This window comes from uncultured Paracoccus sp. (assembly GCF_947487305.1).
Lineage (GTDB): Bacteria > Pseudomonadota > Alphaproteobacteria > Rhodobacterales > Rhodobacteraceae > Paracoccus.
On record NZ_CANKWH010000001.1, the window covers coordinates 262,919 to 289,215 of the forward strand.

General features: G+C 66.8%; 25 protein-coding genes. 10 read left to right on the plus strand and 15 right to left on the minus strand.

Features of this window, described 5'->3' with window-relative positions; translation table 11 throughout:
• Positions 1-17: 17 nt before the first annotated feature.
• Together Q1A36_RS01385 and Q1A36_RS01390 are read right to left on the minus strand one after the other, a co-directional pair.
• The gene (locus Q1A36_RS01385) at positions 18-557 is read right to left on the minus strand and encodes an RSP_2648 family PIN domain-containing protein (RefSeq protein ID WP_299838655.1); all 540 of its coding nucleotides are present in this window, start codon (positions 555-557) and stop codon (positions 18-20) included.
• Complete coding sequence (locus tag Q1A36_RS01390; RefSeq protein ID WP_299838658.1) at positions 557-1,753, minus strand: RSP_2647 family RNA methyltransferase; 1,197 nt, start codon at positions 1,751-1,753, stop codon at positions 557-559. The genes Q1A36_RS01385 and Q1A36_RS01390 overlap by 1 nt, the downstream gene beginning before the upstream one ends.
• Positions 1,754-1,911: 158 nt before the next feature.
• Between Q1A36_RS01390 and edd the strand changes: the two genes are divergently transcribed.
• On the plus strand, positions 1,912-3,714 hold the full coding sequence (gene edd, locus Q1A36_RS01395) for a phosphogluconate dehydratase (RefSeq protein ID WP_299838661.1): 1,803 nt from the start codon (positions 1,912-1,914) through the stop codon (positions 3,712-3,714).
• Between the two features lie 3 nt (positions 3,715-3,717).
• On the opposite strand, the gene Q1A36_RS01400 is transcribed toward edd, so the two are convergent.
• The gene (locus tag Q1A36_RS01400) at positions 3,718-5,343 is read right to left on the minus strand and encodes a class I SAM-dependent methyltransferase (RefSeq protein ID WP_299838666.1); all 1,626 of its coding nucleotides are present in this window, start codon (positions 5,341-5,343) and stop codon (positions 3,718-3,720) included.
• Positions 5,344-5,352: 9 nt separating this feature from the next.
• Positions 5,353-6,924 (minus strand): class I SAM-dependent methyltransferase, encoded by a 1,572-nt coding sequence (locus Q1A36_RS01405; RefSeq protein WP_299838668.1) that lies wholly within the window; start codon positions 6,922-6,924, stop codon positions 5,353-5,355.
• 135 nt (positions 6,925-7,059) lie between these two features.
• Here Q1A36_RS01405 and Q1A36_RS01410 point away from each other — a divergent pair, with 135 nt between their 5' ends.
• Together Q1A36_RS01410 and Q1A36_RS01415 are read left to right on the plus strand one after the other, a co-directional pair.
• Positions 7,060-7,632 carry a thymidine kinase gene (locus tag Q1A36_RS01410; protein ID WP_299838670.1) on the plus strand — a complete coding sequence of 191 codons (573 nt, stop codon included), beginning with the start codon at positions 7,060-7,062 and terminating at the stop codon, positions 7,630-7,632.
• Between the two features lie 117 nt (positions 7,633-7,749).
• On the plus strand, positions 7,750-8,430 hold the full coding sequence (locus tag Q1A36_RS01415) for a DUF2270 domain-containing protein (RefSeq protein WP_299838672.1): 681 nt from the start codon (positions 7,750-7,752) through the stop codon (positions 8,428-8,430).
• A 9-nt stretch (positions 8,431-8,439) separates the two neighbouring features.
• Here Q1A36_RS01415 and Q1A36_RS01420 read toward each other — a convergent pair whose 3' ends face one another.
• Both Q1A36_RS01420 and Q1A36_RS01425 read right to left on the minus strand, forming a co-directional pair.
• Entirely contained in the window at positions 8,440-8,718 is a 279-nt protein-coding gene (locus Q1A36_RS01420; protein ID WP_299838674.1) for an SH3 domain-containing protein, read from the minus strand.
• A gap of 189 nt (positions 8,719-8,907) precedes the next feature.
• Positions 8,908-9,366: an SRPBCC domain-containing protein gene (locus tag Q1A36_RS01425; RefSeq protein ID WP_299838676.1), complete on the minus strand. Its 459-nt coding sequence runs from the start codon at positions 9,364-9,366 to the stop codon at positions 8,908-8,910.
• Positions 9,367-9,470: 104 nt separating this feature from the next.
• On the opposite strand from Q1A36_RS01425, the gene Q1A36_RS01430 reads away from it, so the two are divergent.
• From Q1A36_RS01430 to Q1A36_RS01455, 6 genes are read left to right on the plus strand one after another with little or no spacing between them, the layout of a single operon-like run.
• On the plus strand, positions 9,471-10,628 hold the full coding sequence (locus Q1A36_RS01430) for a D-alanyl-D-alanine carboxypeptidase family protein (RefSeq protein WP_299838677.1): 1,158 nt from the start codon (positions 9,471-9,473) through the stop codon (positions 10,626-10,628).
• Entirely contained in the window at positions 10,628-11,230 is a 603-nt protein-coding gene (gene tmk, locus Q1A36_RS01435) for a dTMP kinase (RefSeq protein WP_299838679.1), read from the plus strand. The genes Q1A36_RS01430 and tmk overlap by 1 nt, the downstream gene beginning before the upstream one ends.
• Positions 11,227-12,330 (plus strand): DNA polymerase III subunit delta', encoded by a 1,104-nt coding sequence (locus Q1A36_RS01440; RefSeq protein ID WP_299838682.1) that lies wholly within the window; start codon positions 11,227-11,229, stop codon positions 12,328-12,330. Before tmk ends, Q1A36_RS01440 begins: the two co-directional genes overlap by 4 nt.
• A 1-nt stretch (position 12,331) precedes the next feature.
• On the plus strand, positions 12,332-13,126 hold the full coding sequence (locus Q1A36_RS01445; RefSeq protein WP_299838685.1) for a TatD family hydrolase: 795 nt from the start codon (positions 12,332-12,334) through the stop codon (positions 13,124-13,126).
• Entirely contained in the window at positions 13,123-13,953 is an 831-nt protein-coding gene (locus Q1A36_RS01450; protein ID WP_299838687.1) for an MBL fold metallo-hydrolase, read from the plus strand. Before Q1A36_RS01445 ends, Q1A36_RS01450 begins: the two co-directional genes overlap by 4 nt.
• Entirely contained in the window at positions 13,950-14,894 is a 945-nt protein-coding gene (locus Q1A36_RS01455; protein ID WP_299838690.1) for an AEC family transporter, read from the plus strand. Before Q1A36_RS01450 ends, Q1A36_RS01455 begins: the two co-directional genes overlap by 4 nt.
• Before the next feature lie 21 nt (positions 14,895-14,915).
• On the opposite strand, the gene Q1A36_RS01460 is transcribed toward Q1A36_RS01455, so the two are convergent.
• The 5 genes from Q1A36_RS01460 to Q1A36_RS01480 all read right to left on the minus strand — a co-directional run bounded on the left by Q1A36_RS01460 (position 14,916) and on the right by Q1A36_RS01480 (position 20,653).
• Positions 14,916-15,869: an ABC transporter permease gene (locus tag Q1A36_RS01460; protein ID WP_299838693.1), complete on the minus strand. Its 954-nt coding sequence runs from the start codon at positions 15,867-15,869 to the stop codon at positions 14,916-14,918.
• A gap of 6 nt (positions 15,870-15,875) precedes the next feature.
• Positions 15,876-17,174: an ABC transporter permease gene (locus Q1A36_RS01465; protein WP_299838696.1), complete on the minus strand. Its 1,299-nt coding sequence runs from the start codon at positions 17,172-17,174 to the stop codon at positions 15,876-15,878.
• A 65-nt stretch (positions 17,175-17,239) separates the two neighbouring features.
• The gene (locus Q1A36_RS01470; protein WP_299838699.1) at positions 17,240-18,316 is read right to left on the minus strand and encodes an ABC transporter substrate-binding protein; all 1,077 of its coding nucleotides are present in this window, start codon (positions 18,314-18,316) and stop codon (positions 17,240-17,242) included.
• Positions 18,317-18,439: 123 nt separating this feature from the next.
• A complete protein-coding gene (locus Q1A36_RS01475) occupies positions 18,440-19,516 on the minus strand; it encodes an ABC transporter substrate-binding protein (RefSeq protein ID WP_299838702.1) in 1,077 nt (358 codons plus the stop codon).
• A gap of 48 nt (positions 19,517-19,564) precedes the next feature.
• A complete protein-coding gene (locus Q1A36_RS01480) occupies positions 19,565-20,653 on the minus strand; it encodes an ABC transporter ATP-binding protein (RefSeq protein WP_299839317.1) in 1,089 nt (362 codons plus the stop codon).
• A 189-nt stretch (positions 20,654-20,842) separates the two neighbouring features.
• On the opposite strand from Q1A36_RS01480, the gene Q1A36_RS01485 reads away from it, so the two are divergent.
• A complete protein-coding gene (locus Q1A36_RS01485; RefSeq protein ID WP_299838705.1) occupies positions 20,843-21,670 on the plus strand; it encodes a hypothetical protein in 828 nt (275 codons plus the stop codon).
• 65 nt (positions 21,671-21,735) lie between these two features.
• Here Q1A36_RS01485 and Q1A36_RS01490 read toward each other — a convergent pair whose 3' ends face one another.
• The 4 genes from Q1A36_RS01490 to Q1A36_RS01505 form a co-directional block, all read right to left on the minus strand.
• Complete coding sequence (locus tag Q1A36_RS01490; RefSeq protein ID WP_299838708.1) at positions 21,736-22,974, minus strand: DUF2254 domain-containing protein; 1,239 nt, start codon at positions 22,972-22,974, stop codon at positions 21,736-21,738.
• Between the two features lie 106 nt (positions 22,975-23,080).
• The gene (locus Q1A36_RS01495; RefSeq protein WP_299838711.1) at positions 23,081-24,031 is read right to left on the minus strand and encodes an ATP-binding protein; all 951 of its coding nucleotides are present in this window, start codon (positions 24,029-24,031) and stop codon (positions 23,081-23,083) included.
• Between the two features lie 20 nt (positions 24,032-24,051).
• Complete coding sequence (locus Q1A36_RS01500) at positions 24,052-24,726, minus strand: response regulator transcription factor (protein WP_299838713.1); 675 nt, start codon at positions 24,724-24,726, stop codon at positions 24,052-24,054.
• Positions 24,726-26,234, minus strand: a complete 1,509-nt coding sequence (locus Q1A36_RS01505) for a DUF4173 domain-containing protein (RefSeq protein WP_299838716.1) — start codon at positions 26,232-26,234, stop codon at positions 24,726-24,728. Before Q1A36_RS01505 ends, Q1A36_RS01500 begins: the two co-directional genes overlap by 1 nt.
• Between the last annotated feature and the right edge of the window lie 63 nt (positions 26,235-26,297).

The following is a 26,297-nucleotide window of genomic DNA, read 5'->3' on the forward strand; positions in this document are numbered from 1 at the left end:
CATCATGCCTTGCCGCGTCATCTTGCCAAGGCACGCCCCAGACGCGGCAACCGCGCGCGCTTCATCATCTGCGCCAGCGGCATCGCGCCCCCCAGACGTTCCGCCTTGGCATGGGCGGCACGCACCGCCGCCGCGACCGGGTCGGGGTGATGGGCAAAGAGGTCCAGAAGAAACGGATCGGGATGGACCGCGCGCAGGCCCACCGCCGCCATCTGGGGCCGGGGAAAGTCGCGCAGATTGGCGGTGACGATCAGCTCAGCCCCGCCATTCAGCGCCGCCTCGATCACATGGGCATCGGCCGGGTCGGGCAAGTCCAGCCCGGCGCTGCGGCTGCCCTGATCGCTGACCGAGGCCGCCGGGAAACGTTCGGCCAAAAGCGCGATCTCGACCCCGGCCACGGCGGCGACATCCGGCCCCTGACGTGCAGCGACATGACGCCACTCCTCAAGGATGCGCGGCGACCAGATCGGCACGTAAAGCCCCGCCGCCGCCACGTCCGCCAGCACCTCCCGCAAGACGGTGGGATAGAGGACATTGGCGTCCAGCAGCGCCCGCATCATCCATCCAGCCGGAAGAACAGCGCCTTCAGGTAGCCGGTTTCCGCCAGCTGCGGCAGGGTCGGATGGTCCGGCCCGGCCTGCCCGGTATGGATCAGCTGCGGCCGCCGCCCGCCGCGCCCGATGCCGCGCGCCGAGACATTGCGGAAGGCCGTCAGATCGGCGGCATGGGAGCAGGAGCAGAGCACCAGGTAGCCACCGGGCGCGACCAGCGGTGCGGCCAGTTTCGCCACCCGCTCATAGGCGCGCAGACCGGCCTCGAGCGCGGGTTTCGACGGCGCGAAGGCCGGCGGGTCGCAGACGACCACATCGAATTGCGCGCCCTCCTCGGCCAGCGCCTCCATCGCCTTGAAGGCGTCGGACTGGGTGACGCTGAGCCGGCCTTCCGCCGCCATTGCCTTTGCCCCGCCCTCGGCAAGCGACAGGGCAGGTGCGCTGCCATCGATGCAGGTGGCGTGCTCGGCCCCGGCGGCCAGCGCCGCCAGCCCGAAGCCGCCGACATGGCTGAACACGTCCAGCACCCGCGCGCCCTTGGCGAGCCTTTGGGTAAAGGCATGGTTCGGCCGCTGGTCATAGAAAAGTCCGGTCTTCTGCCCGCCCATCAGATCGGCCAGGTAGATCGCCCCGTTCATCGGCACCTCGACCGGCGCCTCGGGCGCCGGACCCAGCAGAACCTCCATGCGCTCGTCCAGCCCCTCAAGGCCGCGCGCCCGCCCCTGCCCGTTCAGGATGACGGTCTTCACCCCCGTCACCTCGGCCAAGGCCGTGGCGATCTCGCCCGCCATGCGGTCGGCCCAAGCGGCATTGGGCTGCATCACCGCCGCGTCACCGAAACGGTCGATCACCAGACCGGGCAGGCCGTCGGCCTCGGCATGGACCAGCCGATAGAAGGGCGCATCATAGAGCCGCTCGCGCATCGCCAGCGCCCGGGCCAGCCGTGCTGCGATCCATGCGCCATCGATTCGCGCCTCGGCATCCGCGTCCATCACCCGGCCGATGATCTTCGAGTTCGGATTGACCGTGACCAGCGCCAAGGGCTTGCGCTCGGCATCCTCCAGCACGGCGAAGCTGCCGGGCTCGATGGCGCGGGTGCGGCGGTCGGCGACCACCTCATCGGCGAAAACCCATGGAAAGCCGTGGCGTATCGCCTGGGGCTTGGATTTCGGGCGCAGGCGGATGATGGGCAGATCGGTCATGGAAGGGTCCTTTCGCTGACACATCTGGCACGGGCGGAAGGTCGGAGCAAGCCATGCCCCGGCATGCGCAAGCCCGCATTTATGTATGCATTGCCGGCGATCCGGTCTTGAACTGTTATCGCTAACAGCATAACCTGTCGGCAACCGGAGGAAGCGACATGACCCTGAACGCCACCATTGCCCGAGTGACCGACCGCATCCGGGAGCGCAGCGCCCAAAGCCGGCCGCATTACCTGCAAAAGATCGCCAAGGCGGCCGAGGAAGGTCCGCGCCGCGCGCATCTGAGCTGCGGCAACCAGGCCCATGCCTATGCCGCGATGGACGACAAGGCCGACATGGCCCATACGCGGATGCCCAATATCGGCATCGTCACCGCCTATAATGACATGCTGTCGGCGCATCAGCCCTTCGAGGCCTATCCCGCGCTGATCCGCAAGGCCGGCAAGGCGGCGGGCGCCACGGTGCAGGTGGCGGGCGGCGTGCCGGCCATGTGCGACGGCGTCACGCAGGGCCGCGCCGGGATGGAGCTGTCGCTGTTCTCGCGCGACGTGATCGCGCTGGCCTCGGGCGTGGCGCTGTCGCATGACTGTTTCGATGCGGCGATGTACCTGGGCGTCTGCGACAAGATCGTGCCGGGGCTGATCATCGCCGCCGCCACCTTCGGCCATATCCCCGCCGTCTTCGTGCCCGCCGGGCCGATGCCCTCGGGCCTGCCCAACGACGAGAAATCCAAGGTCCGCCAGCAATTCGCCTTGGGTGAGGTCGGCCGCGACGCGCTGATGAAGGCCGAGATGGAAAGCTATCACGGCGCCGGCACCTGCACCTTCTACGGCACCGCCAACACCAACCAGATGCTGATGGAATTCATGGGCCTGCACCTGCCCGGCTCCAGCTTCGTCAACCCGAACACGCCCCTGCGCGATGCGCTGACCATCTCGGCGGTGGAACGCGCCGCCGCCATCACCCGGCTTGGCAACGATTATCGCCCGGCGGGCGAGATCCTGGACGAGCGCGCCTTCGTCAACGGTCTGGTCGGGCTGATGGCCACCGGCGGCTCGACCAACCTCGTCATTCACCTGCCCGCCATGGCACGGGCGGCGGGGGTGATCCTCGACATCGAGGATTTCCACGACATTTCCGAGGCGGTGCCACTGATGGCGCGGGTCTATCCGAACGGGCTGGCCGATGTGAACCATTTCCACGCCGCCGGCGGTCTGGGCTACATGATCGGCGAATTGCTGGAGGCGGGCCTCTTGCATCCCGACGTGAAAACCATCGTCGGCGACGGGCTGGAGCGTTACACCGCCGAGCCGAAACTGGATGGCGACCGGGTGCGGTGGGAAGAGGGCGCCAAGGAAACGCTGAACGACAAGATCCTGCGCCCGGCCGGCGATCCCTTTGCCATCACCGGCGGGCTGAAACTGCTCGAGGGCAACCTGGGCCGCGGCGTCATCAAGATCAGCGCCGTCGCCGCCGAACGCCATGTGATCGAGGCCAAGGCCCGCGTCTTCAGCGACCAGGAACAGGTGAAGGCCGCCTTCAAGGCCGGCGAGTTCACCGAGGACACCATCGTCGTCGTCCGCTTCCAGGGCCCGCGCGCGAACGGGATGCCCGAGTTGCATTCGCTGACCCCGATCCTCGCCGTGCTGCAGGATCGCGGCTTGAAGGTCGCGCTCGTCACCGACGGGCGCATGTCCGGGGCCTCGGGCAAGGTGCCGGCGGCCATCCATCTCTCGCCCGAGGCGGCCAATGGCGGCCCCCTGGCGCGGGTGCGCGATGGCGACCTGTTGCGGCTCGACGCGACCATGGGCACGATCGACTGCCTCGCCGATGATTTCGACGACCGCCGCCCGGTGGTGGCCGATCTCAGCGGCAATGCCGAGGGCATGGGCCGCGAGATGTTCGCGATGTTCCGCGCCAATGCCGGTCTGGCCACCGAAGGCGCCGGCTGCGTCAGCTAGGCGTCAGTCGCCGGGCGGGGAAACCGGCTCGCGCCGGATCGACACTGCGCTGGGGTCAAGCCTCTGCAACCGGATTGCCGCAGTCAGGGCGGTCTTCGCATCGCCGGTCTCCTGCGCCATCTCGATCAGGGCGCGCAGGCGTATGGGCTGCTCCTCCGGCGGAAAGCGGTCGATGGCCCCGGCCAGCAGCACCCGCGCGGCAGACTTGTCGCCGTGATCGAACTCGACCTCGGCCAGCGCGGCGATGATCGGCAGGGAATCCGGCACCCGCCCCTGCGCCGCGCGCAGGATCTGCAGCGCCTCGCCCCCCTGCCCGGTCTCGCGCAGCGCGAGGCCGAGATGCGCGGTCAGCCGGGGATCGCTGTGCCCGTCGCTCTGCGCCTCGCGGCAGAGCCGCAGCAGATCGCGCCATTGATGCCGCTCGGCCAGAAGCTCGGCCCGCTGCAGGCGATAAAGCGGGTCGCGGCAACCCATGGCCTGCAACCGGTCCAGATGCGCGATCCCCACCTTGCCCGCCCCCGGCAGATTCTTCAGCCGCAGATGGGCCAGGAGACCCTTTTCCGTCGCCGCCTTGTCCGTCAGCACCTCGCCCATCTCGGCCAGCACCGCCGTCACCTGCGGATGGCGGGCATCGAAGGCGAAATTCGACGGGTAGCTGTTCTCGCCCAGAAGCAACAGCACGCCCTCGGGATAGATCGACAGGCCGGCGATGCGCCCGGCCAGCCCGTGCAGCGGTGCCTTGGGATGGTAGACCCGCATCTCGCGATGGTCGATCTGGACGAAGATATCGCGCAGCAGAGCCTGGTCTTGCCACGGCCCGCGCAGCATCAGAATGCCGTCCGTGCCGGCACTGGCGGCCAGCGCGGTCAGCGCCGTGAGGTCAACCAGATCGCCGGCCTCGGCCTCCACGATCTTGCGCCCCTCGGCCTTGGCGGCGGCAAGATGGCGATCCTCGGTCAGCAGCGGGCGTTTCTGCCGGGCCACGCGCTTGTGGATCACGATCAGGTTGTGGAACCGCTCGATCCGGGCCATGCCGCCGCCCTGCCCGGCCTGCAGCTTCGCCACCCGCTCCAGCGCCATGGCGAGGCTGTTCGGTGCCTTGAGCTCAAGCGAGCCGCCGAATTTCGGGAAAAGGGCGGTCTGCACGTCCTCGATGATATAGACCCCGCCCGAGGCCAGCGTGGGGAAGAGCAGGCGAAAGCTCTCGACCACATGGGCGTTCTGATGGCTGCCATCGTCGAGGATCACATCGAACGGCCCGCGCTCCTCCACCAGCCGCGACAGGCAGTCCGCATCGACCTGGCTGCCCTGCCGGATCGCCACGCGCGGCCCGAGGTTCAAGTCCTTGCGCGCGATGTCCAGCCCGGTGATCTCGCCCTTCGGGAAATAGTCGCGCCACATCGCCAGCGATTCACCACCACGCAGCGGATCGCTGTAGCCGCCGATGCCGATCTCCAGCAGCCGGATCGGCCGGTCGCGCAGAGGGCCCAGCATCGCATGATAATGCGGCGTATAATCGTGGAAGCCGTATTTGTCGGTGCCATGAAGGATGGCCAGACGGGACAAGGCATCGGTCAACAGCGCGGCTCCCTGCTGCGGGTTCTGGTCAGCCAGCAGAAGGCTGACCAAGGCGCGGCGTCAAGACTTGGCATCTGAATCCGCGACCGGGCCGAGAACCTCGGTCGCCAGCGGGTCATCGGGCACCGCCTCGCGCAGACGCCGGGCGACGCGCTGCGCTGCCTCCTGATCGCCGCTGGCAAGGCACAGTTCGATCAGCTTGCGCTGTCGGCCGGCACGGTCGGCTGGCGGAAAAAGGACCATCGCCTTTTCCAACAGCTCGATGGCGCGGGGCCGGTTGCCCACCGAAACCTCGAGATTGGCCAGCGTGGTAACGATCGATCGCACCCGTGGATTGGCCTCATGGGCGGTCCGAAGCAGCTCCAGCGCCTCGTCCAGCCGACCCTGACGGCGCAGGGCCAAAGCCAGCGTCGGCAGGACCTGCGGATCGTCCGGCAGATGGGTCAGCGCCTCGCGGCACAGCCGCTCCATCGCCGGCCAATCCTCGGACTGGCGCAAGAGCTTGGCATAGAGCAGATAGAAACGCTGATCGGTGCAGCCCATCTGCGACAGGCGCTGCAGCAGCGGCGCGGCGGCATCGGCGCCGTGGAACCGCTCGGTCATGACGGCGGCCTGCTGCAAGCCGTTCTCGGTCGCGGCAGGGTCGGTGATGACCTCGGAAATCGTCGCCATGGCGGCAGCGGCCAGCGGGTTTTCCGGGCTGTAGTCGAAGTTCGACGGATAGGTATTGTCCCCGACCTGCAGCACCACGCCATCGCCATAGATGGCCATGCCCAGAATGCGCGGCGCGGTCGGCAGCAGCGGCGCATCGGGAAAATGCACCCGGATCTCGGTGTGATCGACCTCGACGAAGAGCTGCAACAACAGCGCCGGGTCAGGCCGGCCCTCGATCAGCAGCAGGCCCGCCTCGCCCACCCGGTCCACCGCCTGCATCAGCGCGGCGGCATCCGTCACGCTGTCAGCGGCGATCCGCGTCACGCCATCGGCGGCGCGAACCCGGCGGTCATTCTCGATGCCCGGCGCGGGCTGGCCGGGATCGCGCTTCCAGAAGGCGAAGATATTGTGGAAGCGTTCGACGGCGACGATCTCGCCGCCCTCGCCGCGCTGAAGCTGCGCCATGATCTCGGCCGCCATGCCGACGCTGTTCGGCGCATCCAGCGTCAGCGAGCCGCCGAAGCGCGGGAAGAACGAGGTCTGCACATCCTCGACCAGATAGAGCCCCCCCGGTTTCAGACCCGGAAACAGCAGGGCAAAGCTTTCGACCACATGCTCGTTGCGATGGCTGCCATCGTCCAGGATGACGTCGAAGGGCCCGCGCTCGGCCTCGATCTGGCTGAGGCAATCGGCATCGACCTGACTGCCCTGAACGATGCGCACACGGGACCCGAGATCGATGGTCTTGCGCTGAATATCCAGCCCGGTGATCTGCCCCTCGGGAAAGAAATCCCGCCAGACCGCCAGCGATTCGCCACCCCTGACCGGCGAGCCATAGCCGCCCACGCCGATCTCGAGCAGCTTCAGCGGCTCGTCGCGCAGATGGTTCAGCAATCCGAAGTAATGCGGGGTGTAATCGTGATAGCCGAACTTGTCGGTTCCGTTCAGGATCGCCAGTCGGGTCAAGGGGTCGGTCATCGGGAAACTCGTCTACAGCAGGTGGAGTTCTGGCACTGTCCACCAGAACCGCGCCATAGAAAAGGCGCGTTCTGCCGCAGACCGATCAAAGCCGCGCCCTTGCCGCCCCCGCCGCCGCCCGCTAATCCAGCGCGCATGGCCAAGCTCTATTTCCATTTCTCCACCATGAATGCCGGCAAGAGCACGCTGTTGCTGCAAGCCTCCTACAATTACCGCGAGCGCGGGATGGAGACGCTGCTGCTGACCGCCGCGCTGGATGACCGCGCCGGCGAGGGGCGCATCGCCAGCCGCATCGGGATCGAGGACAGCGCGCTGACCTTTGACGCCGCCACCGATCTGTTTGCCCTGATCGAGCGGCAGGGGGCCAAGGCCGCCTGCATCTTCGTCGACGAGGCGCAGTTCCTGACCCCGGACCAGGTCTGGCAACTGGCACGCGTCGCCGATGACCTGGGGATCCCGGTCATGTGCTATGGGCTACGCGTCGATTTCCGGGGCGCGCTTTTCCCCGGCTCGGCGGCGCTGCTGGCGCTGGCCGACGACCTGCGCGAGGTGCGCACCATCTGCCATTGCGGGCGCAAGGCCACCATGGTCATCCGCCGCGGCGCGGACGGGGCCGCCATCCGCGAGGGTGCGCAGGTGCAGGTCGGCGGCAATGAAACCTATGTCTCGCTCTGCCGCCGCCACTGGCGCGAGGCGATGGGGCGGTAGCGCCCCCAAGACCCGCACCGATCCCGACCCAAGCACTTGCAGCGGCAGAAAAATCCCGCTGCCAGCTTGCGCCGACGCCCCGGGCCATGCCAAGCTTGCCGCAGGGGAGGCCACGGCATGGCCGAAGACGGCGAGATCCGCGAACGCAAGCAGTTCGACTCGGCCGAGATGGGGGTGCTGGCCCATCTCTACCGGGCCGAGGTCTATCGCTCGACCATCTGGCGCACCCGGCTTGACACCTCGACCAACTGGTCGGTGGTGACGCTGGGGGTGGCGCTGTCGATCACCTATTCCTCGCCGCAGGCCTCGCCGCTGCCCCTGGTTCTGGTCGGCATCCTGATCGTCTTCTTCCTGATGCTCGAGGCCCGGCGCTATCGCTATTTCAACGTCTGGCGGGCGCGCTGCCGCTGGATGGAACTGAACTTCATCGCTCCGATCCTGAAAGAGGGCGACCTGCACCTGGAAGATCACTGGCAGGACCGGCTGGCCGACGACTACATGCGACCCTCCTATCACGTCAGCATGTGGACCGCCGTGGGCCGCCGCATCCGGCGCAACTATTTCTGGATCCTGCTCATTCAGACCATCGCCTACCTGGGCAAGCTGGCGGTGCATCCGACGCCGCTGACCTCGGCCGGAGAGCTGCTGGACCGCGCCGCCATCGGCCCCCTGCCCGGCTGGCTGGTTCTGCTGATGGGAGCCATTTATTGCACCGGCTTCGGGGTGATCGCAGTGATGAGCGGCCGGCATGACCGCCGGCGCGCGAAGAAGCGGAGAGATCCGCTGGGGATGGGGTGAGGGTCGCTGTCAGCGATGTGCCAGATAGTCCGCCGAAACATAGCCCGACACACTCGGCCGTTCGGCGAGCGAGACCTTGCACCAGACCTTGCCATTGGTCGTCACGCAGCTCTGGCGGTTCAGGCGCGTGCCGTCCGGCAGGCCGATGATGATGTTGTGCTCGAGCCCGGGGCCTTCTCGAAGCTTCAGAAGATCGTCCGGCCCGGCGCCCTTGACAACGGCACTGGAACCCACCGCGCATCCGCCGGCGATCATGAGAGCGAGAATCGCAGAAATATGAGTTCGCATCATCCAACCTGAATCGTTTTTCCATCCCTACGACACCATCACCTCGAATGACAGCAGGCAGGTATCGAACGCGGATCGCGGGCGGCACACGTCCGGCCATTGCGCCAGCCTTGCGGCGTCCGGACGTGCCAAGGAAGCGGCGATCCTCGCGCGAGCGCACGAGCCCAAGAAGCTCACCCGCGCATCCCCTCACACATACATCCCCTGCCTCAGCACAACGCCGTGATCCAGCCACGCCTTCATCGCGGCCAGCATCTGGGACCAGCCCATTGCATTGCCGTAGGCCTGCTTCAGCCCCTCGGGGGTGGCGGGCCAGCCGGTTTCGGTGACGTGGACCTTGGTGCGGCCGGCGGGTAGTTCCTCGAAGCGGAAGATCACCCGGTTCAGACCGTTGCCCGAGGGGGCGGGCCAGTCGAACTCGATGCGTTCGGGCGGCTCAGCGATCAGCACGGTCACGTCGAAGGGGCCGGGGAAATCGCCGAATTCCCAGGTGACGGTGGCGCCGCGGTCCATGTGACCCCTGGCCCCGCCGGTGGTGAAATAGGCCGAGAGCTGCGCCGGGTCGGCCACCGCCTCGAAGACCGTCTCGCGCGGCTTGTCGATGATCGCCCAGATCGTGAAGTCCATGTCGGTTTCGGAAATGCTCACTATCCCAGTCTCCCTTGGGTCAAACCTCCGCGCGCGACCGCTCGGCGCGTTGCGGCAGGTCTGCAGCTGTTGTAGTCAAGGCTCAAACAGGCAAAGGAAACCCCATGCGCGCCCAATTGTTCCGCATCGCAGCCCTGCTGCTGATCGCCCTGCCGGGTCTGGCCCAGGCGCAGGCCTTTGACACCAATGCCCGCTCGGCCTGGGTCTATGACGTGGCGACCGGCACGGTGCTGATGGAAAAGAACGCCGACGAGGCGCTGCCGCCGGCCAGCATGTCGAAGCTGATGACCGTCTACATGCTGTTCGAGGCGGTGCGCGAGGGCCGGGTGCAGATGGATACCCGCCTGCCGGTCTCGACCAAGGCGCGGCAGATGGGCGGATCCACCATGTTCCTCAATGAACAGGACCGCCCCACGGTCGAGGAGTTGATCCAGGGCATCATCGTGCTGTCTGGCAACGACGCCTGCGTGGTGGTGGCCGAGGGCCTGGCCGGCACGGAAGAGGCCTTTGCCCGGCAGATGACCGAGAAGGGCAAGGAGCTGGGCCTGACCAATTCCACCTTCGCCAATGCCTCGGGCTGGCCCGATCCGCGCCACCGCATGTCGACCCATGACCTGGGCGTGCTGGCGCAACGCCTGATCCAGGATTTCCCGCAGCTGTACAAGTACTTCTCGGAAACCGAATACCCGTTCGACAACCGCGCGCCCTCGAACCGTTATAACCGCAACCCGCTGCTGAAACTCGGGATCGGCGCCGACGGGCTGAAGACCGGCCACACGCAGGAAGCGGGCTACGGCCTGACGGGCAGCGCCGTGCAGGGCAATCGCCGCATCATCTTCGTCGTCACCGGCCTGCCGACCGAAGCCTCCCGCGCTGAAGAGGCCGAGCGCATCGTCAACTGGGCCTTTCGCCAGTTCACCATGAAGACGCTGGTGCCGAAGGGCGAAACCGTGGTCGAGGCGCCGGTCTGGCTGGGCTCGGCCTCGCGGGTGGCGCTGACCACCAAGGACGGGCTCAATGTGCTTATCCCCGGCGGGGCCGGCGACCGGGTGACGGCCGAGGTGGTCTATAGCTCGCCCATCCCCGCGCCGATCAAGGCCGGGCAGCAACTGGGCGAGCTGGTGGTGCAGATCCCCGGCACCGGCGAGGCGCGGATGCCGCTGCTGGCCGCGACCGACGTGGCCGAGACCGGGTTCCTTGGCCGGGTGAAGGGCGCGGCCCTGCGTCTCGGAGGGCGCGCGGTCGAGGCCGTGGGCCTTTGATGTTCATCAGCTTCGAGGGCATCGACGGCAGCGGCAAATCCACCCAATCGCGGCTTTTGGCCGAGACCTTGCGGGCCGAGGGGAGCGATGTCGTCCTGACCCGCGAGCCGGGCGGTTCGCCCGGCGCCGAGGAGATCCGTCGGCTGCTGGTCGAAGGCGCGGGTGAACGCTGGTCGCCCGAGACCGAGATCCTCTTGTTCACCGCCGCCCGCCGCGACCATCTGGAACGGCTGATCCGCCCGGCGCTTGCGGCAGGCCGCACCGTCATCACCGACCGTTTCGCCGATTCCACCCGCGTCTATCAGGGCGCCACGCGCGGCGATCTGCGCGGCATGGTGGACCGCCTGCACGAGACCGCCATCGGCATCGAGCCCGACCTGACGCTGGTGATCGACATCGACCCGGCCACCGGCCTTTCACGCGGGAAGGCACGGGGCGGCAGCGAGGATCGGTTTGAAAGCCTCGGCCTCGGCTTTCAGGAAAAACTCGCCGCCGGTTTTCGGGCACTCGCCGCCGAGAACCCCGCACGGGTGCGGCTGATCGACGGCTCGGGCGCGCCCGAGGATGTCGCCGCCCGGGTCCGCGCGGCCCTGCCGGCATGAGTGCCCCTGACGACATTCCTGAACCCGACCGGGTGCCCGGTGCGCCCCATCCGCGCATGGCCCCGCGCGTCGTCGGCCAGACGGCGGCAGTGGCCGATTTCGTCAGCGCCGCGCGCAGCCACCGGCTGCATCACGGCTGGCTCATCACCGGCCCGCGCGGGGTGGGCAAGGCGACCCTGGCATGGTCCATCGCCCGCTGGCTGCTGACGGGTGCCGGAAGCGACGACCTGACCGCGCCGCCGGATGCCCCCGCCGCGCGCCGCATCGCCGCGCTGTCGGAGCCGAATGTCATGCTGATCCGCCGGCCATGGGACGACAAGGCCAAGCGTCTGCGGGCCGAGATCACCGTGGACGAGATCCGCAAGGTGCTGGGCTTCTTCCACATGAGCGCGGCCGAGGGTGGCCGCCGCATCGCCATCATCGACGCCGCCGACGAGATGAACACCGCCGCCGCCAACGCGCTGCTGAAAGTGCTGGAGGAGCCGCCCAAGGACGCGCTGATCCTGATGATCGCGCATCAGCCGGCGCGGCTTCTGCCGACCATCCGCTCGCGCTGCCGCGAGTTGCGGCTGACGCCGCTGGCGCCCGAAGACATGGCCTCGGTTCTTCAGGATCTGGGCAGCGAGGATGACGCCGAGAAGCTGGCGGCGCTGGCCGGCGGGTCTGTGGGCGAGGCGCTTCGGCTTGCCGGTCAGGACGGGCTGGCGCGCTATCAGGACCTGATCGATCTGATGGACAGCCTGCCGGCGATGGACCGGCAGAAGGCGCTGAAGCTGGCCGATCAGGCGGCCAAGCGCGCCGATGCCGATGGCGATCCCTTTGACCTGATGGTGACGCTGATGGACCGGCTGCTGAGCCGTCTGGCGCGTGCCGGGCTGATGGGCGCGCCACTGCCGCAGGCGGCCGAGCGCGAGGGGCGGGTGATGGCGCGGCTCTCGCCCGATGACCGTGCCGCGCGGGACTGGGCCGGCGCGCAGGCCGAACTGCTGGCGCGGGCGCGGATCGGGCGGTCCGTGAACCTTGACCCTGCGGCGCTGGTGATGGATATGCTGACCGAACTGGCGCATCTGCCGCCGGCCCAATCAGCCAGGACCTCGTGACATGACCGATGCGCCCCCCGCAATCGTCGATAGCCATTGCCATCTGGATTTCCCCGATTTCGACGGCCAGCAGAACGAGATCATCGCCCGCGCCCGCGCCGCCGGGGTGACGCGCATGGTGACGATCTGCACCAAGATGCCGAATGTCCCCAAGGTGCAGGCGCTGGCCGAGGCGCATGACGGGCTCTTCTACGCCGTGGGCCTGCACCCGATGAGCGTGGCGGACCAGCCGCCGGTGACGCTGGACGAGCTTCTGGGCTATGCCGCGCATCCGAAGATGGTGGGCATCGGCGAGACGGGGCTGGATTACCATTACACCGCCGACAGCAAGGCGGCCCAGCAGGTCAGCCTGCGCCTGCATATCGAGGCCGCGCGCCGGACCCGCCTGCCCCTCATCATCCATGCCCGCGACGCCGATGAGGATATGGCCCGCATCCTGACCGAGGAATATCGCAACGGCGATTATACCTGCGTGATGCATTGCTTCAGCTCGGGTCCGGAACTGGCACGGGCGGCGCTGGATCTGGGCTTCTACCTGTCGATGTCGGGCATCGCCGCCTTCCCCCGCTCGCAGGAGCTGCGCGACATCTTCGCCGCCGCGCCGCTGGAGCGGATCCTCGTGGAAACCGACAGCCCCTATCTCGCCCCGCCGCCTTATCGCGGCAAGCGCAACGAACCGGCCTATGTGGCGAAGACCGCCGCCGTGGGCGCGCAGGTCTATGGCATCGACTATGCCGATTTCGCCCGCGCCACGACCGAGAATTTCGACCGGCTGTTCTGGAAGGCTGCCGCATGATCCGCGCCACGATCCTCGGCTGCGGCTCATCGGGCGGCGTGCCGAGGATCGGCAACCGCTGGGGCGCCTGCGACCCGAGCAATCCCAAGAACCGCCGCCGCCGCTGCGCCCTGCTGGTCGAGCGCGTGGGCGAACATGGCATCACCCGCGTGCTGATCGATACCGGCCCGGACATGGTCTGGCAGCTGATCGACGCCAATGTGACCACGGTGGATGCGGTGGTCTATACCCATGCCCATGCCGACCATACCCACGGCATCGATGACATCCGCCAGCTGGCCTATAACGCCCATCAGCGCATGCCGGTCTGGGCCGATGCGCCGACGACCCGGGCGCTGACCCAACGCTTTGGCTATATCTTCGAAACGCCCGAGGGCTCGGCCTATCCGCCGGTCGCGGACCTGAACCTGATCGACGGCCCCTTCGGCATCGATGGCGCCGGCGGGCTGATCCAATTCCTGCCCTTCCGCGTCCAGCATGGCGATATCACCGCGCTGGGGTTCCGCATCGGCGGGCTGGTCTATCTGCCCGATGTCTCGTTCATCCCCGGCGAGTGCTGGCCGCTGATCGAGGGGGCCGAGGTCTTTGTCTGCGACGCCCTGCGGCTGACGCCCCATCCCAGCCATGCCCATCTGGCGCTGGCGCTGGACTGGATCGAACGGTCACGGGCCAGGCGCGGCGTAGTGACGAACATGCATATCGATCTCGACCATGCCGAGACCATGCAAGCCACGCCCCCGAACGTCATCCCCGCACATGACGGGCTGGTGATCGAGGTGGGCGTGAACGCTCCTGCCCCACAGCCCCTTGCCGAGGAGCCGGCATGAGCGATCTTTTCACGGTCATCCTGCCGGTCTTCCTGGTCATCGGTTTTGGCTACCTGGTCGCCTGGCGCGGCTGGTTTTCGGAAAGCGCCGTCGACGGGCTGATGCGCTATGCCCAGAACTTCGCGGTGCCGGTGCTGCTCTTCTCCTCGATCGCACGGCTGGATCTGGGCGAGGGCTTCCGTATCAACCTGATGCTGTCCTTCTATGGCGGCGCCTTTGCCGGCTACCTGGCGGGCTGGGCCGGGGCCAAGTTCATCTTCAAGCGCCCGCCCGCCGATTGCGTCGCCATCGGTTTCGTCTGCCTGTTCTCGAACAGCCTGCTTCTGGGCATCCCGATCATGGAACGCGCCTATGGGCCGGAATCGCTGATGGGGAACTGGGCGATCATCTCGATCCATTCGCCGCTGATCTATACCTTCGGCATCACCATGATGGAATTCACGCTGGCCCGCGGCAAGAACCTGTCGGTCGGCGCGGTGGCGGCGCGGGCGCTTGGCGGGGTGCTGCGCACGCCCTTGGTCATCGGCATCCTCGTGGGCTTCGTGGTGAACCTGCTGACGCAAGCCGGGCTGACCCTGCCCGAGGGCTTCTGGGCCGGGGTCGACATGCTGGCGCGCTCGGCCCTGCCCGCCGCCCTCTTCGGCCTTGGCGGCGTGCTGCTGCGCTACAAGCCCGAGGGCGACATGGCCACCATCGCCATGTGCTGCGGCATCAGCCTGATCCTGCATCCGGCGATCAGCTTTGGCCTTGGCCGCAGTCTGGGGCTGGATACGGACGGGATGCGCTCGGCCGTCGTCACCGCCTCGATGGCACCGGGAGTGAACGCCTATATCTTCGCCAATATCTACGGCGCGGCCCGGCGGGTCGCCGCCTCGACCGTGCTGATCGGCACCTTGGCCTCGGTCCTGACCATCTGGATGTGGCTGGCGATTCTTCCCTGACAGGGGCCTGCCCCGCCCGGATCAGTGCGGCGTCACACCCCGCAGCCGTTCCGAGCGGCGGCGCAGCAGCTCGACCGTCGCCAGCAGCGCGATCGAGAAGATCACCAGAATGGTGGCGACGGCAAGAATGGCAGGCGAGATCTGTTCGCGGATGCCGTTCCACATCTGCCGCGGGATGGTCTGCTGATCCGGGCCGGCGATGAACAGCACGGCGACGACCTCGTCAAAGCTGGTGACAAAGGCGAACAGCGCGCCCGAGATCACGCCGGGCAGGATCAGCGGCATGGTCACGCGGAAGAATGTGGTGCGCGGATTGGCCCCGAGGCTCGCGGCGGCGCGGTTCAGCGATTGGTCAAAGCCCACCAGCGTCGCCGTCACGGTGATGATGACGAAGGGAATGCCAAGCGTGGCATGGGCAAGGATCACGCCCAGGTAGGTGCCCGCCAGCCGCCCGCAATTCGTCGGCAGCCCGACCCAGCCCAGCACCGAACAGGGGTTCGAATAGAAGAAGAACATGCCGGTCGCGGTGATGATCAGCGGCACGATCATCGGCGAGATCAGGATCGCCATGATCGCCCGGCGGAAGGGCATTTCCGGGCGCGACAGGCCAAGCGCGGCCAGCGTGCCGAGGAAGGTGGCAAGGATGGTCGAGAAGAAGCCGATGATCAGCGAGTTCTTGGCGGCGTTGATCCATTTGGCATTGGCCCAGGCATCGGCCCACCAGCCGGCATTGCGCGGCCCGTCGGGCGCCTGCATCCCGAAGGTCAGCAGGCTGTCATACCAGCGCATCGAATAGCCGTCGGGATCAAAGGACCGCATCTTCTCGGTGAAGGTGAAATAGGGCTCGGCGTTGAAGCTGAGCGGGATGATGACCAGGATCGGCGCGATCAGGAAGATGAAGATCAGCGCGCAGATCAGCAGGTAGGACCAGTGCCAGATCCGCTCGGCCGGGGATGCGTAATTCGGAAGCGCCATCTTGCGTCACCCCAGCTTCAGGTTGTCGATGCCGACCATGCGGTCATAGCACCAGTAGAGCAGCAGCACCGCGCCCAGAAGCAGCGCCGCCAGCGCCGCCGCCATCGACCAGTTCAGCGTGTCGGTCATGTGCATGGCGATCATGTTCGAGATGAGCTGCCCCGAGGACCCGCCGACCAGTGCCGGCGTGATGTAATAGCCCACGGCGAGGATGAAGACCAAGAGCGCCCCTGCCCCCAGCCCCGGCAGCGTCTGCGGGAAATAGATGCGGCGGAAGGTCGTCCAGCTGGTCGCCCCCAGTGACCGCGCGGCGCGGGCATAGGAGGGGTTGATCGTGCGCATCACCGAGTAGAGCGGCAGGATCATGAAGGGCAGCAGGATATGGGTCATGGCGATGATCGTGCCGGTGCGGTTGTAGATCATCTGCAGCCGGCCATTCACGTCGATGATGCCCGCCCAGACCAGCAGGTCATTCACCACGCCCTGCTGCTGCAACAGCACGATCCAGCTGGTCGTCCGCACCAGCAGCGAGGTCCAGAAGGGCAGAAGCACGAGGATCATCAACAGGTTCGACTTGCGCATCGGCAGCGTCGCCAGCAGATGCGCGATCGGGAAGCCAAGGACAAAGGTCAGCGCGGTGATCAGCAGCGACAGGCCGAAGGTGCGCAGGAACAGCATGATGTAGACACGCTGGTTCTCGGCCACCTGGGCGATGTTGCCCTCGGCATCGCGCTTGCGATCCAGCGAGGCGAGATAGAAATTCGTCGTCACCGGGTGTGAGGCCTCGCGCATCGTGCTCCACAGCACCGGGTCGGCCCATTTCGCATCGATCTCGGTCAGCGCCGCCTGGTAGGGCGGCTCCAGCCCGTCGCGGACCTTGCGGCCGGTCGAGGTGAACAGCGAGCGCGTGCCGGCCATGTCATAGTTGATGCGGGTGCCGACGATGCCGATGGTGCGGTTTTCTGCGGCCGCAGTCAGGTCGGCGGCCAGCGCGGCCCAGGCCGCCTCGTCGGGATCGGTGCCGCGCTCGGTCTGGGCGAACCAGGCAGAGACCTGCGGCATGTTGGCCGAGAAGCCGTCATTATAGAAGGATCGCTGCAGCATCTGCGCGATCGGCACCACGAAGGTCAGCAGGATGAAGGCCAGCAGCGGCAGGACCAGCAGGAAGGCGCGGCGCTTGGCGCGCTTCTGCGAGCGGCGCAGCGCGCGGGCCAGGGGTTGGCCATCGGCCGTGGTCAGCGGGCCGTCATCGATGCCACCCGCTTGGGTGGCGATGGCGGCGTGGGGATCGAGGGCCTGTGCCATGATGTCTCTTCGCGGTCGCAAGGCCACCGCCCCCGGACGCACCGGGGACGGCGGCGGGTGTCGGATCAGCCGGCCAGCCAGGCGTTGAACTGTTCGCTCAGCTCGGCATCGTGATCGGCCCAGAATTCCGGGTCATCCATGACCGCGCTGGTCATGTGATCCGGATTCGTCGGCATGTGCGGACCCATTTCGGTGGTACCGTCCTTGTACATCCCGACCAGCGCCGCCGAGGATTTCCGCGACGGGCCATAGGCGATGTATTTCGCCTGGTCAGCCAGACGCTGCGTGTCGGTGGCGTATTTCAGATAGGCCATCGCGGCTTCCGGGTTGGGCGAGCCCTTGGGAATGGCGAACATGTCGAGATCCATGTACTGCCCGTCCCAGATGATGGTGAAGGGCTTCTTCTCGCCGACCATGGCGTCGAAGAAACGGCCGTTATAGCCGGTGGCCATGGTCACTTCGCCATCCGCCAGCAGCTGCACCGGTTGCGCGCCCGCTTCCCACCAGACAACGCTGTCCTTGATGCTGTCGAGTTTCGCAAAAGCCTGCGCCACGCCTTCCGGGGTGGCCAGCTTGTCATAGATCTCGGCGGCGGGCACACCATCGGCGATCAGCGCCAAATAGAGCGTGCGCTTGGGGTTCTTGGGCAGACCGCGCTTGCCGGGGAATTTCTCGAGATCAAAGAAATCCGCCGCCGTGGCCGGGGCACCATCGGGGAACTTGGTGTTGTCATAGGCAATGACCGTGCCCCAGAAGATGTTCGCCACAGCGCAATCCTGCAGCGCGCCGTCGATGAAATCCTCGGCGGCGGGGGTGCCATCGGGGGCGGCGGGCAGATCGGCGGGGTTGATCTCGACCAGCGCGCCCTCGTCGCACAGGCGGATGGCGTCGGAGACTTCGATGTCGAACACGTCGCCGGTGATGTTGCCAGCCTCGACCTGCGCCTTCAGCGGCGTGGCCGGGTTGTCGGCGGCGATCATGTTGACCTTGATGCCGGTCTCGGCGGTGAAGGGTTTGTTATAGGCCTCGACCTGGCTGACCTCGTAGGCGCCACCCCACGAGACGACGTTCACCTCGCCCTCGGCCAGCGCGGCGGATGCCAGCCCGGCCAAGGCGGTGGTAGCAATGAGGATAGACTTCATTATGGTTCACCCTGTTTCAAGATTGTTGTCTTATCTTTTTGTTCTTATTGGCCTGCCCTGCTTTCGGCAGGTTGACAGGCAGAAGCGGGCGGCCCCAAGGGGGCCACCCGCCGGATTGTCAGATCAACCGGCCAGCCAGCTGTTGAAACGCTCGTTCAGCTCGGCGTCGTGATCGACCCAGAAATCAAGGTTCGAGCCGAGCGCATTGGTCATGTTCTCGGCCGAGGTGGGCAGGTTCGGCCCCATCGGCACCTCGGTGCCCTCGATATTGCCGACCAGCGCGGCAGCCGATTTGCGCGGCGGGCCGTAGCTGATGAATTCGGCAGCCCGGGCCTGCGGCTTGGGCGAGGTCGAATAGGTGACGAATTTCAGCGCGTCTTCCAGATGCGGCGCGCCCTTCGGCACCACCCAGCCTTCCATCTCGTAGATCTGGCCGTCCCAGATGATCTTGAACGGCTTGCCCTCGGCCTGCGCGGCGTTGAAGATCCGGCCGTTGAAGGCATAGGCCATGGTCACTTCGCCATCGGCCAGCAGCTGCGGCGGCTGCGCCCCGGCCTCCCACCAGATCACGTCCGACTTGATGCTGTCGAGCTTGGCAAAGGCGCGGTCCACCCCCTCGGGCGTGCCGAGCGTCGCATAGACATCTGCCGGGGCCACGCCATCGGCCATCAGCGCCAGTTCCAGATTGAACTTGGCACCCTTGCGCATGGTGCGCTTGCCGGGGAATTTCGCCAGGTCGAAGAAGTCTGCCGGGGTGGCCGGCTTGGCGTCGGTGAACTTGCTGTCGTCATAGGCCAGGATCATCGAATAGACATCGGTGCCGACGAAGCAGTCGGTCACGGCCCCCTCGATGAAGTCATCCGCCGCCGCCGTGCCATCCTCGGCTGCCGCCAGGATCGAGGCGTCGATGGTTTCCAAGAGGCCCTCGTCGCAGAGGCGCACTGCATCGGCATATTCGACCGAGGCCACGTCGACCGTCACATTGCCCGCCTCGACCATGGCCTTGATCGGCGTGGCCGGGTTGTCGGCGTCCTGCATCACCACCTTGATCCCGGTCTCGGCCTCGAAGGGCTTGGCATAGGCTTCCAGATGGCTGTTGCCATAGGCGCCGCCCCAGGACAGCAGGGCAACCTCCTGTGCTGCCGCCGGCAGCGCGATCAGGCCCGTCAGGGCAGTGGTCAGGATCAGGGAATGTTTCATAAGGTCCTCTCGCTTCAATAAATCTGTCTCTCCGCGCAAGGCCCGTGTTCAGACCGGGTCCAGCGCGCGGGCATCCTGCGGATGCCAGCCAATGCGGATCTTCTGACCCGGCGACAGCCGGGTCTGGCCAATGGTATTGCGGCATTTCATCACGAAATCCTCGCTGCCCGCGACCTTCAGCCGAGTCCGCAGGATATCGCCCATGTAGACGACATCCATCACCTCGGCCTCGACCGTATGGGCGCCGGCGGGCATCAGTTCCGGCTTGAACTCGACCCGCTCGGGACGGATCGAGACGGTGGTGTCCTGACCCACCTGCCGCACGTTGACGGCGGTGGCGTCGATCGCCTCGCCATTGTGCAGGCGGATGATCGCACTATTCCCATCCAGTTTCTCAAGAGTTCCGGGCAGAGCGTTGTTTTCGCCGATGAAACTGGCGACAAAGCTGTTTTCCGGCTGCTCGTACAGCGCCGAGGGGCTGGCCAGTTGCTGGATACGGCCATCGTTGAAGACGGCGATGCGGTCCGACATGGTCAGCGCCTCGCCCTGATCATGGGTCACATAGACCACGGTGATCCCCAACCGCTCGTGCAGGGCCTTGATCTCGAACTGCATATGCTCGCGCAATTGCTTGTCGAGCGCGCCGAGGGGCTCGTCCATCAAGACCAGCTTCGGGTCAAAGACCAGCGCGCGTGCCAGCGCGATCCGCTGCTGCTGCCCGCCCGAAAGCTGCGCCGGGCGGCGATTGATGAAGGCGCCCATCTGCACCATGTCCAGCGCCCGCTTGATCCGCGTCTCGCGCTCGGCCTTGGTCATGCCGCGCACTTCCAGCGGGAAGGACAGGTTCTCGCCCACCGTCATGTGCGGGAAGAGGGCATAGTTCTGGAACACCATGCCGATCCCGCGCTTGTGCGGCGGCACGTCGTTGATGTTCTGGCCGTCCAGCCGAATCTCGCCATGGGTGGCCTGCTCGAAACCGGCCAGCATCATCAGGCAGGTGGTCTTGCCCGAGCCCGAGGGCCCCAGCATGGTCAGGAACTCGCCCTTGCCGATGTCGAGATTCAGGTCTTTGACGACAAGCGTCTGACCGTCATAGCTTTTCTGCACATGCTCGAAGACGACAAAGCCGCCACCCATGCGATCTTGCTGCAATCCGCGCACTCCCTGATTGGCTTATTGGTCTTGTGGCGCGTCGTCACGTTACGCGCGCCGCCCCAAGGATTGCAACTGGCTTTTCGTCCAGCGCGCGGTGGTGACGCAGGCTTACCTTATCTTAAGCCGGGCCGGTTATGCTGTCCCAGGATCGGGCAGGCGCGAAAGGTGCAGATGCTGCAATATCAGGGACTTGCCCGGACATGGGCGCTGTTGGCGCTTCTGGCAGCCTTTCTGCTGCCGGTGCAGGCAGTTGCGGTGCTGTCGCAGGCAGACCTGTCCAATCCGGCGGCCATTTGCGAGGGCGCGGCGCGGCAGGCGGCGGCGGAATATGGCGTGCCGGCGGATATCCTTGGCGCGCTGACCCTGACCGAGACCGGGCGGCGGCTGGACGGCCATGTCCGACCCTGGGCCTGGAGCGTGAATGCCGAAGGTGCCGGCTCGTGGTTCGACGATCCGGCCTCGGCGCTCGCCTTCGCCGAGGACCGGGTGGCCCTGGGCCGGCCCAATGTCGATATCGGCTGCTTCCAGATCAATTACCGCTGGCATGGCGCGAATTTCCCCTCGGTCGCCGCCATGTTCGATCCGCTGACCAATGCCCGCTACGCCGCCAGCTTCGTGTTGCAACTGTATCAGGAAACCGGCGACTGGCGCGCCGCCGCCGGCGCCTTCCATTCGCGCAGTCCCGGCAATGCCCGGAAATATCTCGCCCGCTTCGACGAGTTGTACGTCATGCTGCAAAGCCGCGGCTTCGACGGCCTGACCGACTCGCCCGAAACCTATAACGAATTCGCCGATGCCGCCCCGATGCCCGAGGAGAAGGTGCGGGCCGCGCGCGAGAAGCTGACCTTGCTGGGCGCCCCCCTCGGCACGCCCCTGACCGGCATGGCGGGATCGCTGGCGGTGATCGGCGAGACCCAAGGCCCGCTGATCAGCGGCGACACCGGCGCGGTGCCGCTGGCGGGCGAACCCTCGCTCTGGGCCAGTGCGCTGACGCCGTGAGCCGAGTCTTCGTCAGACACGACGCAGCCGGATCGCCTGCGCCTTCGATCCCGAGATGACGCCCCCTATCCCCGCGCCGCCGCAAGGGCGCGCCTCTCCCACTCCTCGCCAAGCGCCTGTTCCGAGCGGGCGAAAGCCCGGTCGGCCTGACGCCGTGCAGCGGTCGCGTCGCCGCGGCGCCCAAGCGCGGCAAGGCAATCCTGCAAGGTCTCCTGCACCTCCAGAAGCCCGGCACCATCGCGGGCGATCGGGGCGAAGAAGCTGGCATAGACCGCCGGAATGTCCAGCACCGGGGCAAAGACCCGATCGTGCCGGGACGAGTTTTCCACCTCGGCAGGCGCGTGCAGCGTTTCGAGCACGCGGGTGCCGGCGCGCAGCACCTCGATGGCGGTGCCGGGATCGTTGATGGCGGGCGACAGCGCCTTGCTGGCCACCTCGCTCAAGACGATCAGCCCGTATTGCAGATCCTGATCGAAGCTGCGGGACTCTCCAAGTGAAAAGCCACTCCTCAGCCTCTTCAGGACAATCTCGTCGACCGGTTGCGACAGGCGCAGCAGCGCCTCGCCCTGATGGACATACTTGCCCGGACTGCGCAGGATCTCGACCCGCAGCCCGGCAGCCTCGGCCGCAGCCTGCAGCTTGGCGATGTCGATATGGCGGACATAGCCTGACTGATCCGCAGGCAGCAGCCCGCCACCGTCATCGCCCGAAGGATCGCGCGGCATGGCGCCGAAGGCCGGGCGATCGCGATAGAGTTCCGCCGCCGGCATGGCTGCCGACTCGATCCGGGCGATGATATCGCTCATCCGGCCGAAATCGTTCAGATGGCTGACCCAGCGCAGCAAGGCCCATGCGATCAGCGCGATATCCAGCAGCGTGGCGGCAAAGAGGACGATCCGGCTGTTGTCGGGATAAAAGCCCGCCGCCAGCCCGATGATGCCGACGATGCTGAACAGGAACGAGCCGATGAAGACCGAGACTGCGCTTTGCGCCGTGCGGTCCTGTTCCAGAAGGCGGGTGGCGCGCGGCGTCGCGTTCGAGGTGGCAGAACCATAGGCGCCGACGATGATCGACATCGAGAAGGTCGTCACCGCCAGCATGGACGAGGCGATGATGTTCAGAAGCGATCCCACCGATCCGGCGGCCAGATCGATCTTGGGGACATAGGGCAGGACCGGCCCGATCAGCGGGGCGAGCCCGGCCAGCGCCACCCCGGCCAGACTGTAAAGCAGCACGCGAACCCACATCAGCCGCAATTGCTCGCGCAGGCGCTGCACCCATCCCCGATCCAGAATTTCAGCCATCTCTGTCCTGCACGTCCTCTGTGGCGCCAGCGTGGCGCAGATCACCTTGCGCATCAACAGGATAGCAGGAGGGTTGGTTCCGAAGGAAAGCCCGGCTTCGCAGGCCTTACGCCCCGCCCGATGCAAAGTCGATCGCGAAATGGGTTCCCTCGGCGACCGGGATCAGCCGGATTGTCGCGCCATGGGCATGCAGCAGATTGCGCACCACCGGCAGCCCCATGCCGGTGCCGCCCTCGTCGCGGCGGGTGGTGAAGAACGGATCGAAAATGCGTTCGGCATTGCCGCTGGAAATGCCCTGACCATCATCCGAGACGTCAAGCCGCGTTGCCTCGCCGACAGCCTCTGCCTGCAACGTGACCCGCCCCGCGCCGTTCTCGGCGGCATTGGCCAGCAATTGTCCCAGCACGATCAGCATCCCCTGCGCGGCGATCGGCAGTGACACGGTTTCGCCCTTCGGTTCCAGCTGCAGTCCGGGGCGAAGGGTCCGCAGCTCTGGCAGCATTTCGGCCAGATTTGTCTGCCCGAGATAGCGCGTCTCGCGCGAGCGCGCGACCTCGCGCAGGGCAAGAAGCTGCGCCTCGATCTGCGCCCTCGCCCCGTCGATCTGCTCGACGAGTCGGGCGTCAGCCGGGGTCAGCGCGCCGCCATCCTGCAGCAATTCACAGGCCGCGCGAATCGACGAGACCGGCGTCTTGATCTCGTGGGTGACGTGGTCGGTAAAGGCGCGGATCGTCGCCTCGCGGTCACGCAGGGCCTCGGCCATCGCCACCACGCGGCGGGCTGTGGCGTGCAGTTCGCGCGTACCGAAATGGCTTGGCGGCACCGGCTCTGCCCCCTGCTGCTGGGCCTCGGCATAAGCTTCGAGCGCATGGATCGGTCGCAGCAACAGGCGCATCAGCAACCAGCCAAGCATTGCCGTAAGCAGGGCGATCACCAGCGCGAGGCCTGCCGCCGAATTGCGAAAGCCGAATTCCGGCCCGAGATAGCGCAGCATGACCAGCCCGGCAAAGGACAGGCCCAGGGTCCCGGCAAGCGCGCCCCCCAGAACAAAACCCATCGCGGGACGCCACCGGCGGGTCAACGGCAGGGCCCCATCCGCATTCCCTGACCATGCACGGTATCGATCGCCTCGGCGCAGCCCTTTTCGGCCAGTTTCCGGCGCAGGTTGCGCAGATGGCTGTCCAGCGTCCGGTCCGAGATCAAGCTGCGCGCGCCCCAGATCCCGGCCACCAGCTCGGCGCGCGGGGTCAGGCGGGCCGGATCGCGCATCAGCCGAAGCAGCAGGCCGAATTCGGTGGCGGTCAGGGCAACCTCCTTGGTGCCGACCCGGCAACTGCGGGTATGGGCATCCAGCGACAGCCGACCGTGATCCAGCCGGGCCGGAGCGGCCGGGGCGGCACTGCGCCTCAGGATCGCCCGCACGCGCGCGACCAGTTCGCGCGGGCTGAACGGCTTGGTGACATAGTCGTCGGCGCCAAGCTCCAGCCCGAGCACCCGGTCGATCTCGTCATCGCGCGCTGTCAGGAACAGGATCGGCACCTCGGACCGGGCGCGGAGGCGGCGGCAGGTCTCGAACCCGTCCATCTCGGGCAGGCCGACATCAAGCACGATCAGGTCCGGGATCTCGCGCGCCGCATGGGTCAGTGCCTGGCTGCCATCGGCAGCGGTGATCACGCTGTGGCCCGCGCGCTCGAGCGCGATCCTGACCAGATCGCGCAACCGGGGATCGTCGTCGACGATCAGGATCTTCATCAGGGCCTCGCTGCATATGACACCTGCCGAACATAGCGATGCGCTGACCATGTCCGAAAGCCCCATTCCCGCCAGTTCCGGATCCGCGGAGCGGTGATCTCGCAATCACCAAGATCGATGCGGTTGGCGATCCTGCGACCGACCCCGCTTGCCAGGATCGGGCCGCTGGCCAGCGGTCCAAGCGAACAGAGATAGGCCCGGTCGGGGTCCGGTCGTGTCACGTTCTGCGCCGCGATGATCTGGGCGAAATTGACAAAACTGCACAGGTACAAGGTCGTCACCAGCAGCACCGCGACCCGCCGGCCGAGCCAGTCATTCGAGCGCCGTCGCAGCACCTGCCAGATCAGCAGGCTCAGCCCGGCCGCGACCAGCCCCATCCAGATCAGCGCATGGAGACGCAGATAGGTCAGCCCGAAGCTCTCGATATACAGCTCCAGCCTCAGCGCCGCCGCCCCGCACAGCACCATGTTCTGCGCCAGCCAAACCAGCATCAGCGGACGCATCAGCCGGTGCTCGGCCAGAAACGGCCGCGCGGTCAGCGCGAAGGCAGCGGCGATGAGGGCCGTGGCCAGCAGCGGATAGGCACCGCGATGCGCATATTCGGCCAAGGTCATCCCGGCAGGAAGGTCCGCGCCGCCCAGCAGGATCAACAGGTCGGTCAGGCTCTGCACCGCGATCAGCAGATTGAACAGGACCAGCGCGCGCAGCACCGCCCCCGCATTGATCCCGAAGCCCGTCAGCCGCCATCGGGACGGATCGCGCTGCGGGGCTTTTGCGAGCGGATCGTCCATGGGCAACAGGAACGGGCTCACGAAGACGGCGGTTCCCGCCCAGAACAGCGCCCGCCGGACCGTCTGCCACAGATCGAGATCGATCTGAAGCAGCCGTGCCAGAACCGGGTTCGCCTCCATCAGCAGGGCAAGAAAGACCAGACTTCCCCCGACGGGCAGCGCCCAGTTGCGCAGCATCCTGCGCAGCGCCAGCGCCGGCGCGCCGGCGTCGCGCAGCGCGGATCCCCCGACCGACAGCCTGCGCGGATCGAGCACGCGGACCCAGTTGCCGGGCAGCTTGCCGAGAAACCGTATCGCGCTGCGGATCAGTTGCGCGGCCGAGGCATCAGGATGGCGCGACCAGAGCAGCGCCACGATCTGGCCAAGGACCAGAAAGGTTAGGGAAAGCGCCTGCAGGTGATCGATGACCGGAAGCGCGGCCAAGACCAAAAGGACCGCAGGACCGCGCCAGACAACCACCCCCTGTGTCATCGACAGGGCAAAGATCGCCGCCGCGAACAGCGCCAGCGAGAGACCGGGCCCGTGCCGCCAGAACAGCAGATCGGCCAGCGCCACCAGAATCAGGATCGCGCCCAGCCTGCGCGCGCGGCGGGAAAGGCCCGCATTCGCAGCCGCATCGCCATCGGCCCCATCATCGCCCGAGGGCGCCGCGACCAGCCACCATCCGTCCAGAGCCAGCACCTGCGGCAGGCCGCGAATCGTCAGGTTCTTCTCCATCTTGCCGTCTCCGATTGCCAGAACTGGCCCGAGACTGCTTCGGAAACCGCGCAGATATGGCGG

What these genes read in the sequence shown, in the direction of transcription:
- Q1A36_RS01385 (WP_299838655.1), bottom strand. Translation starts at nt 557, where the DNA reads ATGCGGGCGCTGCTGGACGCCAATGTCCTCTATCCCACCGTCTTGCGG.
- Q1A36_RS01390 (WP_299838658.1), bottom strand. Translation starts at nt 1,753, where the DNA reads ATGACCGATCTGCCCATCATCCGCCTGCGCCCGAAATCCAAGCCCCAG.
- edd (WP_299838661.1), top strand. Translation starts at nt 1,912, where the DNA reads ATGACCCTGAACGCCACCATTGCCCGAGTGACCGACCGCATCCGGGAG.
- Q1A36_RS01405 (WP_299838668.1), bottom strand. Translation starts at nt 6,924, where the DNA reads ATGACCGACCCCTTGACCCGACTGGCGATCCTGAACGGAACCGACAAG.
- Q1A36_RS01410 (WP_299838670.1), top strand. Translation starts at nt 7,060, where the DNA reads ATGGCCAAGCTCTATTTCCATTTCTCCACCATGAATGCCGGCAAGAGC.
- Q1A36_RS01415 (WP_299838672.1), top strand. Translation starts at nt 7,750, where the DNA reads ATGGCCGAAGACGGCGAGATCCGCGAACGCAAGCAGTTCGACTCGGCC.
- Q1A36_RS01420 (WP_299838674.1), bottom strand. Translation starts at nt 8,718, where the DNA reads ATGCGAACTCATATTTCTGCGATTCTCGCTCTCATGATCGCCGGCGGA.
- Q1A36_RS01430 (WP_299838677.1), top strand. Translation starts at nt 9,471, where the DNA reads ATGCGCGCCCAATTGTTCCGCATCGCAGCCCTGCTGCTGATCGCCCTG.
- tmk (WP_299838679.1), top strand. Translation starts at nt 10,628, where the DNA reads ATGTTCATCAGCTTCGAGGGCATCGACGGCAGCGGCAAATCCACCCAA.
- Q1A36_RS01440 (WP_299838682.1), top strand. Translation starts at nt 11,227, where the DNA reads ATGAGTGCCCCTGACGACATTCCTGAACCCGACCGGGTGCCCGGTGCG.
- Q1A36_RS01445 (WP_299838685.1), top strand. Translation starts at nt 12,332, where the DNA reads ATGACCGATGCGCCCCCCGCAATCGTCGATAGCCATTGCCATCTGGAT.
- Q1A36_RS01450 (WP_299838687.1), top strand. Translation starts at nt 13,123, where the DNA reads ATGATCCGCGCCACGATCCTCGGCTGCGGCTCATCGGGCGGCGTGCCG.
- Q1A36_RS01455 (WP_299838690.1), top strand. Translation starts at nt 13,950, where the DNA reads ATGAGCGATCTTTTCACGGTCATCCTGCCGGTCTTCCTGGTCATCGGT.
- Q1A36_RS01460 (WP_299838693.1), bottom strand. Translation starts at nt 15,869, where the DNA reads ATGGCGCTTCCGAATTACGCATCCCCGGCCGAGCGGATCTGGCACTGG.
- Q1A36_RS01465 (WP_299838696.1), bottom strand. Translation starts at nt 17,174, where the DNA reads ATGGCACAGGCCCTCGATCCCCACGCCGCCATCGCCACCCAAGCGGGT.
- Q1A36_RS01470 (WP_299838699.1), bottom strand. Translation starts at nt 18,316, where the DNA reads ATGAAGTCTATCCTCATTGCTACCACCGCCTTGGCCGGGCTGGCATCC.
- Q1A36_RS01475 (WP_299838702.1), bottom strand. Translation starts at nt 19,516, where the DNA reads ATGAAACATTCCCTGATCCTGACCACTGCCCTGACGGGCCTGATCGCG.
- Q1A36_RS01480 (WP_299839317.1), bottom strand. Translation starts at nt 20,653, where the DNA reads ATGGGTGGCGGCTTTGTCGTCTTCGAGCATGTGCAGAAAAGCTATGAC.
- Q1A36_RS01485 (WP_299838705.1), top strand. Translation starts at nt 20,843, where the DNA reads ATGCTGCAATATCAGGGACTTGCCCGGACATGGGCGCTGTTGGCGCTT.
- Q1A36_RS01490 (WP_299838708.1), bottom strand. Translation starts at nt 22,974, where the DNA reads ATGGCTGAAATTCTGGATCGGGGATGGGTGCAGCGCCTGCGCGAGCAA.
- Q1A36_RS01495 (WP_299838711.1), bottom strand. Translation starts at nt 24,031, where the DNA reads ATGGGTTTTGTTCTGGGGGGCGCGCTTGCCGGGACCCTGGGCCTGTCC.
- Q1A36_RS01500 (WP_299838713.1), bottom strand. Translation starts at nt 24,726, where the DNA reads ATGAAGATCCTGATCGTCGACGACGATCCCCGGTTGCGCGATCTGGTC.
- Q1A36_RS01505 (WP_299838716.1), bottom strand. Translation starts at nt 26,234, where the DNA reads ATGGAGAAGAACCTGACGATTCGCGGCCTGCCGCAGGTGCTGGCTCTG.